The 16,987-nt window shown below is 71.5% G+C and carries 14 protein-coding genes; 5 read left to right on the top strand and 9 right to left on the bottom strand.

The annotated features are described in order from the left end of the window. Positions 1–40: 40 nt before the first annotated feature. From ACFQV6_RS32065 to ACFQV6_RS32050, 4 genes are all read right to left on the bottom strand, one after another. Positions 41–3,280: a hypothetical protein gene (locus ACFQV6_RS32065; RefSeq protein ID WP_378031386.1), complete on the bottom strand. Its 3,240-nt coding sequence runs from the start codon at positions 3,278–3,280 to the stop codon at positions 41–43. A 304-nt stretch (positions 3,281–3,584) separates the two neighbouring features. Then, positions 3,585–4,364 (bottom strand): ABC transporter ATP-binding protein, encoded by a 780-nt coding sequence (locus ACFQV6_RS32060; protein ID WP_378031385.1) that lies wholly within the window; start codon positions 4,362–4,364, stop codon positions 3,585–3,587. Further along, on the bottom strand, positions 4,351–5,382 hold the full coding sequence (locus ACFQV6_RS32055; protein WP_378031384.1) for an ABC transporter substrate-binding protein: 1,032 nt from the start codon (positions 5,380–5,382) through the stop codon (positions 4,351–4,353). The genes ACFQV6_RS32060 and ACFQV6_RS32055 overlap by 14 nt, the downstream gene beginning before the upstream one ends. 14 nt (positions 5,383–5,396) lie before the next feature. Further along, the gene (locus ACFQV6_RS32050) at positions 5,397–6,263 is read right to left on the bottom strand and encodes an ABC transporter permease (protein ID WP_378031383.1); all 867 of its coding nucleotides are present in this window, start codon (positions 6,261–6,263) and stop codon (positions 5,397–5,399) included. Between the two features lie 184 nt (positions 6,264–6,447). On the opposite strand from ACFQV6_RS32050, the gene ACFQV6_RS32045 reads away from it, so the two are divergent. The 4 genes from ACFQV6_RS32045 to ACFQV6_RS32030 all read left to right on the top strand — a co-directional run bounded on the left by ACFQV6_RS32045 (position 6,448) and on the right by ACFQV6_RS32030 (position 10,035). Continuing rightward, positions 6,448–7,398 (top strand): amino acid ABC transporter permease, encoded by a 951-nt coding sequence (locus ACFQV6_RS32045; RefSeq protein WP_378031382.1) that lies wholly within the window; start codon positions 6,448–6,450, stop codon positions 7,396–7,398. After that, positions 7,395–8,150 (top strand): amino acid ABC transporter ATP-binding protein, encoded by a 756-nt coding sequence (locus ACFQV6_RS32040; protein WP_378031381.1) that lies wholly within the window; start codon positions 7,395–7,397, stop codon positions 8,148–8,150. Before ACFQV6_RS32045 ends, ACFQV6_RS32040 begins: the two co-directional genes overlap by 4 nt. An 83-nt stretch (positions 8,151–8,233) precedes the next feature. After that, entirely contained in the window at positions 8,234–9,184 is a 951-nt protein-coding gene (locus tag ACFQV6_RS32035; protein WP_378031380.1) for an ABC transporter substrate-binding protein, read from the top strand. After that, positions 9,181–10,035, top strand: a complete 855-nt coding sequence (locus tag ACFQV6_RS32030; RefSeq protein ID WP_378031379.1) for a GNAT family N-acetyltransferase — start codon at positions 9,181–9,183, stop codon at positions 10,033–10,035. Before ACFQV6_RS32035 ends, ACFQV6_RS32030 begins: the two co-directional genes overlap by 4 nt. Positions 10,036–10,050: 15 nt before the next feature. On the opposite strand, the gene ACFQV6_RS32025 is transcribed toward ACFQV6_RS32030, so the two are convergent. Then, complete coding sequence (locus ACFQV6_RS32025; RefSeq protein ID WP_378031378.1) at positions 10,051–10,458, bottom strand: YrdB family protein; 408 nt, start codon at positions 10,456–10,458, stop codon at positions 10,051–10,053. A gap of 95 nt (positions 10,459–10,553) precedes the next feature. On the opposite strand from ACFQV6_RS32025, the gene ACFQV6_RS32020 reads away from it, so the two are divergent. Beyond that, positions 10,554–11,384 (top strand): glutathione S-transferase C-terminal domain-containing protein, encoded by an 831-nt coding sequence (locus ACFQV6_RS32020; RefSeq protein WP_378031377.1) that lies wholly within the window; start codon positions 10,554–10,556, stop codon positions 11,382–11,384. 67 nt (positions 11,385–11,451) lie between these two features. Here ACFQV6_RS32020 and ACFQV6_RS32015 read toward each other — a convergent pair whose 3' ends face one another. The 4 genes from ACFQV6_RS32015 to ACFQV6_RS32000 all read right to left on the bottom strand — a co-directional run bounded on the left by ACFQV6_RS32015 (position 11,452) and on the right by ACFQV6_RS32000 (position 16,956). Continuing rightward, positions 11,452–12,456 (bottom strand): LysR substrate-binding domain-containing protein, encoded by a 1,005-nt coding sequence (locus tag ACFQV6_RS32015; RefSeq protein ID WP_378031376.1) that lies wholly within the window; start codon positions 12,454–12,456, stop codon positions 11,452–11,454. A 1,091-nt stretch (positions 12,457–13,547) separates the two neighbouring features. After that, entirely contained in the window at positions 13,548–14,663 is a 1,116-nt protein-coding gene (locus ACFQV6_RS32010; protein WP_378031375.1) for an LLM class flavin-dependent oxidoreductase, read from the bottom strand. 3 nt (positions 14,664–14,666) lie between these two features. After that, on the bottom strand, positions 14,667–15,953 hold the full coding sequence (locus tag ACFQV6_RS32005; RefSeq protein WP_378031374.1) for an LLM class flavin-dependent oxidoreductase: 1,287 nt from the start codon (positions 15,951–15,953) through the stop codon (positions 14,667–14,669). Beyond that, positions 15,946–16,956 (bottom strand): LLM class flavin-dependent oxidoreductase, encoded by a 1,011-nt coding sequence (locus tag ACFQV6_RS32000; protein WP_378031373.1) that lies wholly within the window; start codon positions 16,954–16,956, stop codon positions 15,946–15,948. Before ACFQV6_RS32000 ends, ACFQV6_RS32005 begins: the two co-directional genes overlap by 8 nt. Positions 16,957–16,987 lie beyond the last annotated feature (31 nt).

The following is a 16,987-nucleotide window of genomic DNA, read 5'->3' as shown; positions in this document are numbered from 1 at the left end:
CGGCCGTCCCCCGCCGCCCGCTCATGCGTTCCCGTCAAGCTCAGGTCATGTCGACGGCGTAGGCCTCGTCACGGACGTCGGGGTCCGGATGGTCCCGGAGCCCGAGCAGCATCCCGCGCCACGGCTCACCCCACCCGAACGTGGCGCCGAGCCGGGTAAGCTCCACCGCGAGCAGCCCGCCGGCCAGGTCACCGCGGGCGGTGAGCCGGCTGGCGACCGGGTGCAGGAAGTCCACCCCGATCAGCTCCGGCAGCTGGCGCAGGCGGCCACCGGCGTGCTGGGCCGCGCGCAGGGCGAGGACCGGCCGCCCGTCGCAGAGGTCGGCGATCGTGTCGAGATCGTCGAGCCGTCCGAGTCCGATCAGCGTGATCACGGCGACGCTCCGATAGCCGGGCTGGTCCGCGAGCCCGCGGAACTCCGGAATCAGCCGCGCCCGGGCCTCGCCCCGGGGACCGGCGAGCGCGGCCCGCGCGAGGGCCTCGATGCGCCGCCGGGCCGGGCGGTCGTCGCCGGGACGGCCGGGCAGGTCGTCGGCGGCGTCGCGAGCGGCCAGCCGTTCGAACGCCTCGTGGAGCCAGCCGGATCCGGCGGCGGCCATCAACCCACCGGTCCGGACGCCGTCCAGGCTCTCGCCGAGGTCGGTGAACCGGTCCACGATCAGCGCGGTGACGTCGGCGGACCAGGGCGCCCAGCCGGGCAGGCTCTGGAACGCGGCCCGCCGGATCTCCCGGTCCGGTGCCCGGCAGGCGGCCGCGATCAGGGCGGCGTACCGGGCACGATGCGGCTCGGCGATCCGCCGCGGGTCGGCGACGAGCACCGCGCGCAGCTCCTCCCGGCTGCCACCGGCCGCCGCCTCCACGATCGTCCAGCTCACCGCGGAGTCAAGGTGCTGCCGGGCGGCGGAGACGATCGCCGCCCGCACGTCCCGGTGCTGGTCCGGCACCCGGTACGCCGCCAGCAGCGTCTCCATCACCTCCGGCGGCCCGTACCGCGCCAGCAGCCGCACCGCCTCCTTCCGGCTGGTCACCTTGGCCCCGGACGTGGACAGGATCGGGCCGATCGAGGCCACCAGCCGGGACGGCGGGATGTGCGCGACCGCCCGGCCCGCCGCATACAGGGCGACCCGGGCCCGGTCGTCGCCCACGTGCGCGAGCAGCACCGGCAGGGCCTCGTCCGGCCGTTCGGTCCGGATCAGGGCACCGAGCGCCGCCTCCGCCAGCACCACCTCCGCCGAGTCGGCATAGCGCAGGACCACCTCCCACCCGGCGACCGGTATCCGCGCCACCGCCTTGATCGCCGCGGCCCGCTGCCACACCGGCTGCTCGGTGTCCTCGGCGACCAGGCTCAGCAGCCCGGCCATCCGGTTCTGCTGACGCGGCAGCCACCGCTCCGCATGGGTGATCGTCCCCGGAACCCAGCGGACGCCGGCCGGCACGAACCGCCCGCGCGGGCGGCGTGCCAGCGCCACGTCGAGCAGGTCGGTGCGGCGCGCGCTGATCGTCTCCCACACCACCGGGATCGCCACCGCGGTCGGGTCGGCCGCCAGCACCTCCGCCACCCGGTCGTCGCGCCCGCGCCGGTCGTCGAGCCACAGCGTGATCGCGGTACGGGCGTCGGTCTCCGAGACCCGCGGCTCGAACGCGCGGCGCAGCAGTCCCCGCAACTCCGGCAGGTTCCGGGCACGCCGGCCCAACGCCCGGGTCACCGCGAACAGCGGGCCGCACGAGCCACGGCTCATCGTCGCCTCGATCCACGGCCGCAGCCGGGCGAACACCATCGCCTCCTGTCCCCGGCGGAGCCCGTCGAAGCGGTGCAGCACCGGCATCGACGCCGACGTACTGACCCGGTCGATGGTGGACAGCGCCCAGGCGAGCAGCTCCGGCTCGTCCACGTGATGGCGCAGCACCCCGGCCGCGAGCCGGGCGAGCGCGTTCGTGGTGCCGGCTGAGGTGTCGCGGGCCTCGGTCACGTCGGTGACGATCGTTGCCAGGTGGCCGGCGACCGCGGGGGTGAGCAGCCGGGCCGCACCGGCGAGCGGCCGGAGCGCCGACATCCGTACCGGATCCTGCTCGTTGCCCAACCGCAGCAGCCGCCCGATCACCTCGGCGACCGGCTCCGGGTCGCGGCTGCGCACGGCCGCCAGGACCAGCAGGCCGTAACCGCGGGCCCGGTCACCCGCGTCGCCGGAGCGGATCGCCGATTCGAGCGCGGCGACCGCGTCCGGCCAGGCCAGGTAGCCGCTCCAGTATTCGGCCTGGGGTTCCTGCTCACGGATCCGCGGCAGGGTGAGAACGCGGGCCGCCTCCCGGATCCGGACCTCGCGCGGCAGCACGTCCATCAGCTCGGCCGGCGGGATGCGCACGGAGGTGTCGACGCCGGCGAACGCGGCGTCGTGGAGTTCGGCACGCCGCGACGGCGGCAGCGCGGCGAGCAGGGCGGGCAGGTGGCGGTCGCGGATCGTGCGGGCCAGCGGGACGAGGGCCGCGGTGGAAAGCACCGCGAGGCGGCGCAGCAGCGCCGGTGGCAGGGCCAGGCCGCGCAGCCAGGCGACGCGACGGGGCGCGGTGAGCAGGCGGGCGACGCGGTCCGGGCTGTGAGCAGCGATTTTTCCGTACGCGGTGAGCGAACCCGGGAGTGAATCCTCGGGGGCGTAGAGCTCGAGGAGATCGAGCGCTGCCGCGGGGTCACCGGACAGCACGGCGGGTGCGGCCCGGTGCCAGATCCAGGACCGGCGGTCGGGCTCGGTGGCGGCCAGGACGTCCCGGACCCATTCATGCACCAGGCCGGCGTGGCGGTGGGCGAGCGCGGCCAGGTTGACCTGGTGCTCCAGGCCGGGCAGGAGTGCCCGTACCGTCTCAGCGCCGCAGGCGGGAAGGACCGCCGCCGCCTCACCCGGCCCGTGCGACGCCAGGACGTCGCGGATCAGCGCGTCCGCGACAGCGGGCCGGCGCAGGCGGCGCACCCGGCGATAGAGCCGGCGCCGATCGGCGGCGCTCAGGTCGTGCGTGGTGAGGATGCCCGCACGCAGCGCGGCGTCGAGGGCGACGGCCCGCAGCGCCGGCAGCGGATCCCGGCTTGCCGCGGCGATGCCCTCGGTGTCGCGGCTGGTCATGGCCGCGATGAGCGCGAGGTGACGCTCGTAAGGCCCGTGCTCGCGCAGGTCGGCGCAGACCTCGGCCCGGTCGGCGGCGGTGCGGGCCCAGGCGGCGACGTGGCGCAGCCGCTGCCGGTGCGGCAGCGGGTCGAGGACGGCGAGCAGCTCCCGGGTCGCGGTGATCATGCCGAGCATTGTGCCCGCGAGCCCGCCCGCTCCCACCCGATTTACGGCCACCGGCCGATCTTGAGAACCGCCGAGCGGCGTCATGCGCGGCGCGGGTGGAGAGCTGCTTCTGAGCGGCCCACCGCGCGCGGACTCGCGCGGGGATGCGCGGGCGGCGGGCGGCGCGCCCGCAACCCAACCCTGCGCTTCCACACCCGCCCCGAACGACAACCGGCTCGCACACAAGCCGACCGTGCGCTTCTACCCACGCCGGGGCGACAACCAGATCCCAAACAACCTCACTGTGCGCGCCTGCTGGTCCTTTCTAGGCGGGGGCCTCCGCGCGCTCGCGGATGGCGTGGCCGACCTCGGCCCGCAGCGCGGCGAATTCCGGCGAACCGCGGAGTTCGTCCGGGGCGATGCCGGTGCGGGGGAGGCCGATCTTCAGGTCCAGCGCGATCTGGCCGGGCCGGGGTGTGAGGACCACGACCCGGCTGCCGAGGAAGACCGCCTCGTCGACGCTGTGGGTGACGAAGATGCTGGTGCGGCCGGTTTCCGCGCTCACCTTGCGGAGGTCCTCCTGGAGGCGTTCCCGGGTGAGGGCGTCCAGCGCCGCGAACGGCTCGTCGAGCAGCAGCAGCGGGTTCTCGACGGCCAGGGCCCGGGCGATCGCCACCCGCTGCTGCTGACCGCCGGAGATCTGCCAGGTGCGGCGCTTCGCCACGTCGTGCAGGCCGACCTGGGCGAGCAGCTCCTCGACGCGGGATTCGGTGGCCGGCAGGCCCGCGTACTTCAGGGCCAGGGCGACGTTGCCGCCGACGGTCTTCCACGGGAACAGCCGGGGCTGCTGGAAGACCAGACCGGCGCCCTTGCCGGGCACCGGCGGCGTCCCGGCGGTGAGCACGCTGCCGACGGTCGGCTGCTCGAAGCCGGCGATCAGCCGCAGCAGCGTGCTCTTGCCGCACCCGGACGCCCCGACGAGAACCAGGAACTCCCCCGCCGGGACGGTCAGGTCGACCGGCCCGACGGCGGTGACGTCGCCGTAGGAGTGTTCGACACCCTCGATGAGGACGGCGTCAGCTGAGGGAGAGTCAGCCGAGGACACTGGGGAGACCCTTCACGTAGATGGACTTCTTGACGTCGTCGAGCGTGGGCACCGCGTCGATCTTCTGCTGGCCCTTGAGGAACTCGGCGGCGCTCACCAGGTTGTCCGCGATCTTGCCGACGCTGCCCTCGGTGCCCAGCCACTCCGGCGAGGAGATGTCGGCCGGCTTGAGGAAGACACCCTGCTTGAGCTGGTTCAGGGCCTCGTCGGGGCTGAGGTTGAGCTCGGCACCGACCGCCTTGGACGCGGCCGCCGGGTCATTGGCGATGACGTCGAGGGCCTGCGCCTCGACCTTGCGCCACGCGTCCACGGCCTCCGGGTGCGCCTCGGCGAACGCGGTGGAGACCACGCCCAGGTCCAGCGTGGGCTTGCCACCGGCGGCCAGCTCCCGGCTGGTGATGAGCACCTTGCCGGTCTTCTTCAGGTCGTCGAGCGAGGGCAGCCAGCTGTACGCCGCGTCCAGGTCGCCCCGGGTCCACGCGGCCAGGATGTCCTGCGGTTCCAGGTCGACGATGGTCAGCTCGGACTCCTTCACGCCGGCCTTGTCCAGGGCGGCGAGCAGGCTGTAGTGGGCGGTCGAGGCGAACGGGGTGGCGACCTTCTTGCCGCGCAGCGAGGCCACGTCGGTGACACCGCTGCCGTTGCGGGCCACCAGGGCCTCGTTGTCACCGGCCACGTCGAGCACGAACGCCACCTGGTAGGGGATGCTCAGCGGTGCCGACAGGCCACGGGCCACCGGGCTGGAGCCGATCGCGGCGATGTCCAGGCTCTTGGCGACGAACGCGGTGTTGATGCTGGCGCCCGAGTCGAACTTGGTCCAGGTGATCTCGTAGTCCGGCAGCGCCTTCTCGAGCAGGCCCTGGTTCTTGACGATCAGGTCACCGCTCGGGAACGCCTGGAACGCGATCCGGATGGTCTTCTTCTCCGGGTCCGGCCCACCGCTGGCGGCGCCGCTCCCGCAGGCTGCCGTCGCGGCGAGCAGCGCGACGGAGAAGGCAGCGGCAAGGATTTTCTTCACTGTGGATCCCTTATCTATGATCTGCCGCGCCACGGGATCAGCCGGTTCTCGGCGATCCGCAGCAGGGCGTCGATGAGCAGGCCGGAGAGGCCGATGGCGAACAGGCCGAGGACGACCACGTCGGTCTGTGAGTAACGCTGCGCGTCGCGGACCATGCCGCCGATGCCCGGCACACCGTTGATCGTCTCGGCGGCCACCACCGACGAGTACGCGACGCCGACGGCCAGCCGGATGCCGGTGAAGATCTCCGGCAGGCCGGCGGGCAGCACCACGTCACGGACGGTCTGCCAGCGCCCGGCACCCAGCGCCCGGGCGGCCTCGACCAGCCCGGTGGGCGCGCTGTGCACGGCGGCGGCGGTGGCGACCGCGACCGGGGGCAGCGCGGCGATCGACAGCAGCCACAGCTTCGGGGTCTCGTCGATGCCGAACCAGATGATGAACAGGCTGAAGTACGCCAGCGGCGGCAGCGCCCGGATGAACGTGACGACCGGCTCGGTCACGATCCGCAGCCAGCTGATCGTGCCCATCAGCACCCCCAGGATCAGGCCGCCGACGATGCCGATCACCGATCCGATGACGATGCGGCGCAGGCTCACCCCGAGGTGCTCGATGAGCAGGTGACCGCTGTATCCGCGGACACCGTCGTGCACGGTCGAGGTCACGACCAGCTGGTGCCAGACCGCCGCGGGCGAGGGAATGAAGGTCGGGTTGCGCATGACGCGCGCGGTGATCTCCCAGAGGAGATAGAGCACGACGAGCGCGAGCAGCCGCAGCGCGAGGCGGCGGCGGAGGCCGCCGCCGGGCGCGAGCGCGGCGGTCCGGCCGGCCTGCTGGGTGGCGGCGCGCTCAGCGGGCGGCGCGGGGGCTACGGAGGTGGTCAAGGAAGCTCCTGGCAGAGGTACGCGTGAATGCCTCTTATTCCTACCGTATCTATGGGCTTACTCGCAATAGCCGTCCCGATTACTGGGCCCGCCGGCGCGCCCGCCGCCGTTGTAACAGGCTGTTAAAACATATATTCCTGATAGGACTTGTGGGACTTGGGAATTCCTACCTACCGTCGGCGCCATGAGCGTCCTGACACCGCGGCGACCGGGGAACACCGGTCCACCACCGGCCACCGGCACGACCGGCGACGACCTCGTCGTGGTGCCCGCCCGCCATCCCGGGCGGTGGGCCGCCGTCGCGCTGGTGTTCGTGCTGCTGGCCCAGTTCGCGCACGGCCTGGTAACCAACCCGGGCTGGGACTGGCCCACGTTCTTCGGCTACTTCCTGGAGAAGTCGGTCGTCGAGGCGCTGGGCGTGACGCTCACGCTGACCCTCGCCGGCGCGGTCCTCGGCTTTCTCGGCGGCGTCCCGCTCGCCGCGATGCGCCTCTCCAAGAACCCGGTGCTAGCCACGGTGAGCTGGACCTACATCTGGGTCTTCCGGTCCGTGCCGCTGCTGGTGCAGCTGCTGTTCTGGGCGAACCTCGGCTATCTCTACGAGACCCTGCAGGTCGGCATCCCGTTCGGGCCCGGATGGTCGTTCCCGACCGTCAACCTGATCAGCTCCTTCGGCGCCGCGCTGCTCGGCCTGGCCCTGCACGAGGCGGCGTACGCCGGCGAGATCATCCGGGCCGGTCTGCTCTCGGTGGACGCCGGACAGCACGAGGCGGCCGCCGCGCTCGGCATCCCCCGGCGCCGGCAGTTCTTCCGGATCGTCCTGCCGCAGGCCATGCGCGCGATCCTGCCGAACGCCGCGAACCTGCTGGTCAACCTCCTCAAGAGCACGTCGATCGTGTACGTGCTGGCGATCGGCGAGCTCTTCTACCAGGTGCAGGTGATCTACGGGCGCAGCGGGCGGGTCGTGCCGCTGCTGATGGTCGCGACCGTCTGGTACGTGATCCTCACGGCCGCCCTGTCGGTCCTGCAGTACTACACCGAGCGCTACTACGCCCGGGGCGCGGTGCGGAACCTGCCGCCCACTCCGCTGCAGCGGCTGAGGACGGCCTGGAGAACGAGGGCGGCAGCGAAATGATCGAGATCACCGGTGTGCACAAGTCGTTCGGCACGACCGAGGTGCTGCGCGGGGTCGACCTGACCGCCGAGGCCGGAACGGTCACCGTCATCCTCGGGCCCTCCGGCTCCGGCAAGTCGACCCTGCTGCGCTGCATCAACCACCTGGAGAAGGTCGACCGCGGCCGGGTGCGGGTGGACGGCGAGCTGATCGGTTACCGCCAGTCCGGCAACCGGCTGCACGAGCTGAGCGAACGGCAGATCCTCAAGCAGCGCGCCGGTATCGGGTTCGTGTTCCAGAACTTCAACCTCTTCCCGCACCTCACGGCCGCGGAGAACATCGCGGAGGCGCCCATCTCGGCTCTCGGAGTGCCGAAGGCGCGGGCCCACGAACACGCACAGGAGCTGCTGGAGCGGGTCGGGCTCGGCGATCGCGGGGACGCGTACCCCCGCCAGCTCTCCGGCGGCCAGCAGCAGCGCGTGGCGATCGCCCGCGCCCTGGCGCTCGACCCGAAGCTGATCCTCTTCGACGAGCCGACCTCCGCCCTCGACCCGGAACTGGTCGGCGAGGTCCTCGACGTGCTCCGTGACCTGGCCCGGGCCGGCACCACGATGATCGTGGTCACGCACGAGATCGGCTTCGCCCGGGAGGCGGCCGACACGGTGGTCTTCATCGACGAGGGCCGCATCGTCGAGCAGGGTCCGCCCGCTCAGGTACTCGACCGCCCGCAGCACGAGCGGACCAGGGCGTTCCTGTCCAAGGTCCTCGTCTGAGCCTCCGCCCGCGAAAACCGTCGCACCACCGAATTGAGAAACAGGGAGCGCTTGTGCGTACAAAATGGATGGTTGCCCTTGCGGTGACGGCCTTGAGCCTGACCGCCTGCGCCGCCCCCGAAGAGAAGGCGGCGGAGCCGGCAGCCGGCGCGAATCCCTCCGAGGTGGCCGTCGTCAAGATCAACGACAGCCCCGACCAGAACCGGATCCTCCCGGCCAAGGACGACGCGATCGCGGCGCTCCTGCCGGCGAAGACGGCGGCAGCCGGCAAGCTGATCATCGGCGTCGGCGCGGCCGGTTCCGGCTTCCCGCCGCTCGCCTTCGCGGCCACCGACAACAAGACGCTCATCGGCAGCGAGCCCGACATCGCGGTCGCGATCGCCGGCGTCCTCGGCCTCGAACCGGTCCTGGAGAACGCCTCCTGGGAGAACCTGTTCATCGGCCTGGACAGCGGCAAGTTCGACCTCGGCGCCTCCAACATCACCGTCACCGAGGAGCGCAAGCTCAAGTACGACTTCGTCACCTACCGTCTGGACAACCTGGCCTGGCTCGCGAAGAAGGGCTCCGGCACGACGGTCACCGGGCCGAAGGACATCGCCGGTAAGAAGGTGTCGGTGAGCTCCGGGACCAACCAGGAGAAGATCCTGGTCGAGTGGGCGGATGAAGCCGAGAAGCAGGGCCTGCCGAAGGTCGAGATCAAGTACTACCAGACGAACCAGGCGGTGTATCTGGCCCTCGGATCCGGCCAGATCGACCTGCACCTCGGCCCCAACCCGTCGGCTGCCTACCACGTGGCGACCACCGGGCAGACCGAGATCGTCGGGACGTACTCGGGGGCCGGCAAGGACCTGCAGGGCCTGATCGCGCTCACCACGAAGAAGGACAACGGGCTGATCAAGGCGTACTCGGCGGCGCTGGACAAGCTGATCGCGTCGGGTGACTACGCCAAGATCCTGGACCGCTGGAACCTGGCCAACGAGGCCGTCACCAAGGCCGAGGTGAACCCGCCCGGCCTGCCGATCGAGGGCAAGTGAGCCATCCGGCCGCCGCGGCGGGATCTCCCGTCGCGGCGGGGCTACCCGCCGCGACATCCCTCTCCGGCGCGGCGCCTGTTTCCGGCGCTCCGTCCGGCGCGGCGCCTGTTTCCGGCGCTCCGTCCGGCGCGGCTCGACTCTCCGGGGCTCGACTTTCCGGGGATCTCTCCCCTGCTGACCTTGATGTGCTGGACAACCCGGCGTGGAGTTCGCTGGCCGGAGTGCACGCGCGGTTCGCCGAGGCCTACGGGCAGGCCGCGCGCTATCAGCGCGACGTCGCGCCGTTCCACGCGCTGGCCGACCCCACCGACCCTCGTGCGTGGGCCGACCTGGCTCAGCTTGTCCCGCTCGGTGAGGCGGTGACCATCGCGGGGGCCGGCGGGGTGGCCCATCCCGGGTGGGAGGTGGAGGGTTCCATCGCCGGCGTACAGCTGGTGGACGTCTCGCTCCGCGCGGAGCCCGAACCGGCGGCGGTGCGGCTCGGTGCCGCCGACGTGCCGGAGATCCTCGACCTGATCGAGCGGACCCGGCCCGGCCCCTATCTTCGGCGCACCGTCGAGCTCGGCACCTATCTCGGGCTTCGGGAGAACGGCGCGCTGATCGCGATGGCCGGTGAGCGGCTGCACCCGACCGGCTGGACCGAGATCAGCGCGGTCTGCACGGATCCCGCCTGGCGCGGGCGTGGCCTGGCCACCCGGCTGGTTCGTGCTGTGGCCGCCGGCATCCGGGAGCGTGGGGAGACGCCTTTCCTGCACACGTCGGCGGCTAACGCTCCGGCCATCCGGTTGTACGAGTCGATCGGATTCGTGCTGCGTAAGAAGACGGACTTCACAGCTTACCGCCGTATCTGAGGTTGGTGCCGAGCCCTAAACAGTCTCGCCGCCGGTGCTTTCGCCGCCGGTGCCGGTGCTTTCGCCGCCGGTGCCGGTGCTCTCTCCGCCGGTGCCGGTTCGGAGGGCGTGCAGGGCCCAGCGGTTGGCGGCGGCGATGACGGCGAGGGCCGCTGCCAGGATCGGGTGGCCGGTGAGAAGTAGGGCGAGGGTGGCACCGCCGAAGACGAGCCACTCGGGGAGAAGGCGTTGCGGGTCGGGCAGCGGGTGGCTCGCCTTCGGGGCGACCCAGCGGCCCCATACGATCGCGCCGAGCACCGGAAGGGCGACCGCGGCGAGGATCCGGCTCCAGACCGGTCCGGGCGTGTGCCACCCGCCGTAGGCGAGGGCCGCCAGCGCGCACAGTTCGAGCACGAACCGCAGTCCCAGGTTGAGAACCCGCACGCACGCCGGTCTACCAGACGCTGATCTTCCTTGCAAAGCCTATTTCGCCTGTAGGTTTTATTGACTTCGCGGTTGAGCAGGAGAAGAGTGACGACATGGCGCAGCTATCCGCCCGCACTCGCCTCGCAAGCCCGGTCGACATCGCCATCCACGGCGAATACCGCAGAACGCCGGAGACGCGGTTCACCGGCCGGATCACCGAGGACGGCGCGTTCACCGCCCGGCCGTTCCGCTACCACGTCTACGGCGGCTGGTTCTGTCCGTGGACCCACCGGGTGGCGATCACCCGCGAACTCGCCGGCCTGCACGACGTCGTGACGATGTCGTATGTGGACGATCGGCGCGACGCCCGCGGCTGGGCGTTCCGTGAGCTGCACGGGCCCGACCCGGTGAACGGCTTCACGCTGCTGCGACAGGCATACGAGGCGACCGAGGAGAACTTCGACGGGCACGTAGCCGTACCCATGCTGTGGGATCGATTCTCGAGCCGCGTGGTCAGCACGGACGCCGCCGGGATCGGCATCGATCTGGCCACCCGTTTCCGGCACCTGGCCTACACCCCGGTGAACACCTACCCGGAGGCGCTGCGCGACGAGATCGAACGGCTGGACCGCTGGATCGGCCCGGCGGTCAACCACGGGGTGACCGCCGCCCGGCACGATCCGGCGGCGCGGTCCGCCCTCCTCGAGGCGTTCGAACTGCTGGACGGGCGGCTGGCCCGGTCCGGATTCCTGGTCGGCGGGGTGCTCACCGAGGCTGACGTGCGCCTGTGGGTGACGCTGATCCGATTCGACGCCGGCCCGAACGCCGACCGTGCAATCAACCCGGGCCTGCACGTTTATCCGCACCTCTCGCGGTACACGCACAGGCTCTACGAGCTGCCCGCCTTCCGCGACACCACCCGCTTCGAGTCGTTCAGCGCCTGAACCCCCGGCCCAGCTGGCTCCCAATACTGCCTCAACCGCGCTGGGACAGCACTGGGTGCCAGCCGGGCTACTCAGAGCCGGGCCCAGGGCCGGACTCAGGCTCGGACTCAGGCTCGGACCCAGGGTCGGACCCAGGGTCGGACTCAGGCTCGGGAGAAAGGGCGGAGCGGTGGGACGGGTCGGGTTGGCGGCCGGCCACCTCGACAAGATGGTGCCGGCAGGACTGAGCGGCCGGACTGAGCGGCCGGTCCCGCGAGTGCATCACCCCGATCGGCGGGTGCACCGGCGTCGGATGCAGATTCCGCACCGCCACCGCCGGCCCGCTGCCCCCTTCCGCCGCCGACCGTGACAGGAGCCCCACCCCGAGCCCCGCCGCCACCAGCTCACGAATCCCCGCCGCGTCGCTGGCCTCGAACTGCACCCGCGGCGTGAACCCAGCCGACCGGGCCGCGTCCTCCAGGATCCACCGCAGCCCACTCCCCTGCCGCAGGCTGACGAACGCTTCGTCCCGCGCCTCACCCAGGGTGAGCCGGCCGGCCCGCGCCAGCACATGCCCGAGCGGCACAGCCAGCAGCAGATGCTCGTCCGCCAGCGGCAGCGCGTCGAACCGCGGCGGCAGGTCAGCGTGCACCGGCCCCACCACCAGATCCAGCTCGCCCTCGTCGAGCGCTCCGAGCAGCCCGGTCACCAGCCCGGAGCGCAGGCGCAGCGCGATGCCGGGGAACCGGTCGCGGAAGCGGGCGAGAGCTTGCGGGAGATCGTACGGCCCGAGCGTCGCCGTAGCCCCGATGGTCACTCGCCCGCTCACCACCGCCGTGATCTCATGCAGTTCGGTCCGCGCCCCGTCCAGCTCGGCCATCACCCGCCGCGCCCGGGCCACGAACAGCTCACCGGCCGGGGTCAGCGCCACCCGCCGCGTGGTCCGGGCGAACAGCGCCAGCCCCAGCTCCGCCTCCAACGCCCGAATCTGCGCCGACACCGCCGACTGGGCAACGTGCAGCCGTTCCGCGGCCCGGGTGAAACCGCCGTACCGCGCTACCGCCTCGACGTAACTGAGCTGCCGCAACTCCACGCCTTGATGGTGGACCCGGCAGCGGGGAATGGAGGGCCTACCGCGATCCGTCCATCGATCCAGCGATTTCGGCACGTCCTCCGCGCCGGCGTCTGAATGCCGGTTGACCGGCCGCCGTCTGGTGCGCGGCGGGGCTTGTGACAGCGGCCGTGAGGTTGTCTCCGACCACGTGAACTTGTCTCCGGCCAATAATTCGGCAGAGTGCGGAGTTGGCACCGCAGTGTGCGGTGGGGAAATTCATTTTGGCATGATCTACTGCTGACACCTCGGGGTCGGGATGCGGGAAAATTTAGGTATGAGACAGGGGTCGTTGTTCAGCCGGGAGCAGATGACGGAAATGCGCGACCGGACCCTGTCTCGGAATTATTCTGCCGCTCGTGATGAATTTCGCCGTGTGCATGAGCGTCATCGCGAATGGGGGTTGCGGCGCCGTCATGCCGAAAAGCTGCGCCGTCTTCGTGAGGGCACTTCGGCCCCAGCCCCGCGCACCGCACCACCCGCCCCACGTCCCACGGCGCCAGCCCCGCGCACCGCCCCACGTCCCGCGACGCCAGCCCCGCGGCCGGCACCACGGCCTGCACCGCGGCCGGCACCACGGCCTGCACCGCGGCCGGCACCACGGCCTGCACCGCGGCCCGCAACACCCGCCTCTCCTCCCGCGGCGTCCGCACCGCGCCCCTTAACACCCGCACCGCGTGTCGTGGCGCCGGCCCGATGTTCGGTGGTGCCCGTTTCGCGTCCGATGGTGCTGGTGGCCGCGTGGCAGGCATTTGTCGCGCAATGGTCGGTGACTTTGACGACGTGGGCTTGCGGTGGGGTTTTCTTGAATTTTGGTGGTCATTGTGGGATTGCGGTTGGGGCGGCAGTCGATGATTTCGGATATGTGCGGCGGCGTTGTGGTCACCATGCTGGGGTTCAGGAGAAGGCGGGCATTATTGGTTCTTTTTATGAGTGCCGGAAAGCTGACCGGAAAGTTGAAAGGACGGGGTGCCTGAATCGGCTGCCGAGACTGCTGCTGGTGCCGGTCTGGGGATGCGCTGGACGTTCGGTCCTCTGCCGTGCGCCGCCGGGCTCCGTTGTCGGCAGGGCGGTCAGACGGTCCACTCCTTGGCCAGCAGTTCGTAGGAGCGCACGCGGTCCGTGTGCGAGTGGGCGATTGTCGTGATCAGCAGTTCGTCGGCGCCGGTGACTCGCTGGAGGGTGCGTAAGCCGGACGCCACGGTTTGTGGTGAGCCGACGAACTGGGTGGCGACCCGGTCCGCCACCAAGTGGCGATCGTGATCGCTCCACTCGTACGCCGAAGCCTCCTCCACGCTGGGGAACGGCACCGCGCCGAGTCCGGTCCGGATGCTGCGCACCCACAGGGCGTATGGTGCCGCCAGGCGCCGAGCTGTCGCGTCGTCCTCCGCGACCAGGACGTCCGCCGAGACCATGAGGTGCGGCTTGCTGAGCGCCGCCGACGGCACGAACGACTCCCGGTAGGCCTGGGCCGCCTCGAGGACCTTGGCGGGCGCGACGTGGTAGTTCGCGACGAACGGCAGGCCCCGTGCCCCTGCCGTGCGCGCGCTCTCGCCGCCGCTGCTGCCCAGCAGCCACAGCTGCAGGTCGGCGCCCTCGCCGGGTACCGCCCGGATCTCGTTGCCCTCGTCGTCGGTGATCGGCCCGGCGAGCAGCGCCTCGATCTGGTCGAGGATCTCCGTCAGGGCCAGCGGCTCCGCGCCGGGCTGCTGGAGGTAACTGCTCGCCAGGGCGGTCCGCTTCGAGGCGAAGATCGGCGCCCAGGAGAAGGCCTTGGGAATGAGCAGTCCGTCGACGACGCGTTCCTCCTCGGGGACGGCCGGCGGGCGGGCGGCGAGGGCCTCCTTCTTGGCCTGGCCGGAGCGGCCCAGGCCGAGGTCGAACCGGCCCGGGTGCAGGGCGTCGAGCAGCCCGAACTGCTCCACGATGGACAGGGCGGTCTGGTGGCCGGTCTGCACGGCGCCGGAGCCCAGCCGGATGTGGCCGGTGACCGCGGCGATCTGCCCCAGCAGCAGCGCGGGCTGCGCACTCGCCACACCGGGCGTGAAGTGGTGCTCGGCCACCCAGTAGCGGTGATAGCCGAACTGCTCGGCCCGGCGGGCCAGATCCAGCGTGCGCCGCAGGGCGTCACCGACATCGCCGCCGGCAACGAGCGGGGCAAGATCAAGGACATTCAGGGGTACGGGCACAGCTCACTCCCTTTCCGATACGGGCGGCAGTCCGAGGTGGCCGCGCAGGGTGGTGGTCTCGTACTCGGTGCGGAAGACGCCGCGCTCCTGCAGTAGGGGGACCACCTGGTCCACGAAGTCGTCGAGGCCGGCCGGGGTCAGGTGGGAGACGAGGATGAAGCCGTCGCAGGCGTCGGTCTGCACGTACTCGTTGAGCTGGTCGGCGACCCGCGCAGGCGTACCGATGAAGTTCTGCCTGCCGGTCACGTCGATGATCAGGTCGCGGATGCTGAGGTTCTTGGCCTCCGCCTTGGCGCGCCACTCGGTCGCGGTCTTGAGCCGGTCCGGGTACATCCCGGCGCGGCCCTTGATGATCGTGTCGTCCTCGTCGGCCACCGGGTCGATGGCCGGCAGCGGGCCCTCCGCGTCGTAACCGGACAGATCGGTGTTCCAGAGCTGTTCCAGGAGCAGGATCGCGGTCTGCGGGCTGACCTGGGCGCGCCGGATGTGGTGGGCTTTCTCCTGCGCGTCCGCGTCGCTGTCGCCGAGCACGTAGGAGACGCCAGGGATGATCTTCAAGCTGTCCGGGTCGCGGCCGTATCGCGGCAGGCGGGCCTTCACGTCGCGGTAGAACTCCTGCGCATCGGCGAGCTGGTGGTGCCGGGAGAAGATCGCGTCGGCGTGCTGGGCGGCCAGTTCGCGGCCGCCGGTCGAGTCGCCGGCCTGCAGGACGACCGGGTGGCCCTGCGGGCTGCGCGGCACCCCGAACCGGCCACCGATGTCGAACTGCCGCCCCTGGTAGGCGAAGTCGCCGCCGCCGGAGTCCCAGAGGCGGCGGGCGGCCTCGATGAACTCGCCGGCCCGGACGTATCGGTCCGCGTGGTCCAGGAAGCCGCCGCGCCGGAAGTTCTCGCCGAAGAACGCACCGGGCGAGGTCACCACGTTCCACGCGGCCCGGCCGCCGGAGAGGTGGTCGAGGGTGGCCAGCTGACGGGCCAGCTCGTACGGCTCGTGGTAGGTGGCGTTGAGGGTGCCGGCCAGTCCGAGCCGCTCGGTGACCGCGGCCAGCGCCGCCAGCACGGTGAGCGTGTCGGGGCGGCCGACCACGTCCAGGTCGTGGATGAGCCCGCGCTGCTCGCGCAGCCGCAGGCCCTCGGCGAGGAAGAAGAAGTCGAACTTGCCACGCTCGGCGGTGCGGGCCAGGTACTCGAACGAGTCGAAGTCGATCTGGCTGCCGGAGCGCGGGTCGCTCCAGACCGTCGTGTTGTTCACGCCCGGGAAGTGGGCGGCCAGGATGATCTGCTTAGGCACGGCCGGCCTCCTCGTAACGGTTGGGAGCGGGGGCGAGGCCGAGGCGTTCCCGCAGCGTGCCGCCCTCGGCGGGCTGGAAGAGCCCGCGTTCGCGCAGGATCGGCACCAGGTCGCGGGTGATCGCGGTGAGGTCGTGCGGCAGCTCACCCGGCCGCAGCCGGAAGCCGTCGAGCCCGGCTCGCGCCCAACCCTCGATCAGGTCGGCGGCCTGCTCGGCCGTGCCGGCGAAGACCGCGGCGTCGGAGGTGGTGACGCCCCTGCGCCGGAGCGCGTCGTCACCGAGGTGGACCACCAGGTCGGCGTAGACCTTGAGCCGCCGGTCCAGCTTGCCGATGATCTTGGCGGCGGAGTCGGCGTCGGACGGGGTGATGAAGACCAGGTCGGCGGAGCGCGCCGCGAACTCCCAGGCCAGGGGTACGTGCGCGAGCACGGCGACCACCGGCTGTCCCTGCGGCGACCGCGGCACGATCGAGGGTCCCTTGACCGAGAAGTACGGTCCCGCGAAGTCGATGTAGTGCAGCCGCTCGCGGTCGATGAACCGGCCGGTCGCGACGTCCTTGATGATCGCGTCGTCCTGCCAGCTGTCCCAGAGCCGGCGGACCACCTCGACCGCGTCGGCGGCCTCGGCGAACAGCTCCTCGACACCGAGCGGCTCGCGGCGGCCCAGCAGCGCGGCCTCGGCCGGGTCGCCGGAGACCCGCGGTTGCCAGCCGGCCCGGCCCTTGCTGACGTGGTCGAGGGTGGCCAGCGCGGTGGAGAGGTGGAACGGCTCGGTGTGTGTGGTGGTGGCGGCCGGTACCAGCCCGATGTGCCGGGTGAGCGGGGCGATCCGGGCCGCGACCAGGACGGCGTCGGGCCGGCCGCCGCCCGCGGGAGGCCCGAAGGAGTCCTCGATCGTGACGAGGTCGAGCCTCGCGTCGTCGGCCGCGCGAACCAGGTCGACCCAGGGATCAGCGGTGAAGTACCGCCCGTCCAGGGCGACCGCCAGATGCAGTCGGGTCATCCTCTTTTCCTATATCTTCTATAGGACTAAT

This window comes from Actinoplanes sp. GCM10030250 (assembly GCF_042666575.1).
Lineage (GTDB): Bacteria > Actinomycetota > Actinomycetes > Mycobacteriales > Micromonosporaceae > Actinoplanes.
Note: the sequence above shows the minus strand (reverse complement) of the source record. Positions and strands in the feature narration are given on the sequence as shown.

What these genes read in the sequence shown, in the direction of transcription:
- ACFQV6_RS32065 (WP_378031386.1), bottom strand. Translation starts at nt 3,280, where the DNA reads ATGATCACCGCGACCCGGGAGCTGCTCGCCGTCCTCGACCCGCTGCCG.
- ACFQV6_RS32045 (WP_378031382.1), top strand. Translation starts at nt 6,448, where the DNA reads ATGAGCGTCCTGACACCGCGGCGACCGGGGAACACCGGTCCACCACCG.
- ACFQV6_RS32040 (WP_378031381.1), top strand. Translation starts at nt 7,395, where the DNA reads ATGATCGAGATCACCGGTGTGCACAAGTCGTTCGGCACGACCGAGGTG.
- ACFQV6_RS32020 (WP_378031377.1), top strand. Translation starts at nt 10,554, where the DNA reads ATGGCGCAGCTATCCGCCCGCACTCGCCTCGCAAGCCCGGTCGACATC.
- ACFQV6_RS32000 (WP_378031373.1), bottom strand. Translation starts at nt 16,956, where the DNA reads ATGACCCGACTGCATCTGGCGGTCGCCCTGGACGGGCGGTACTTCACC.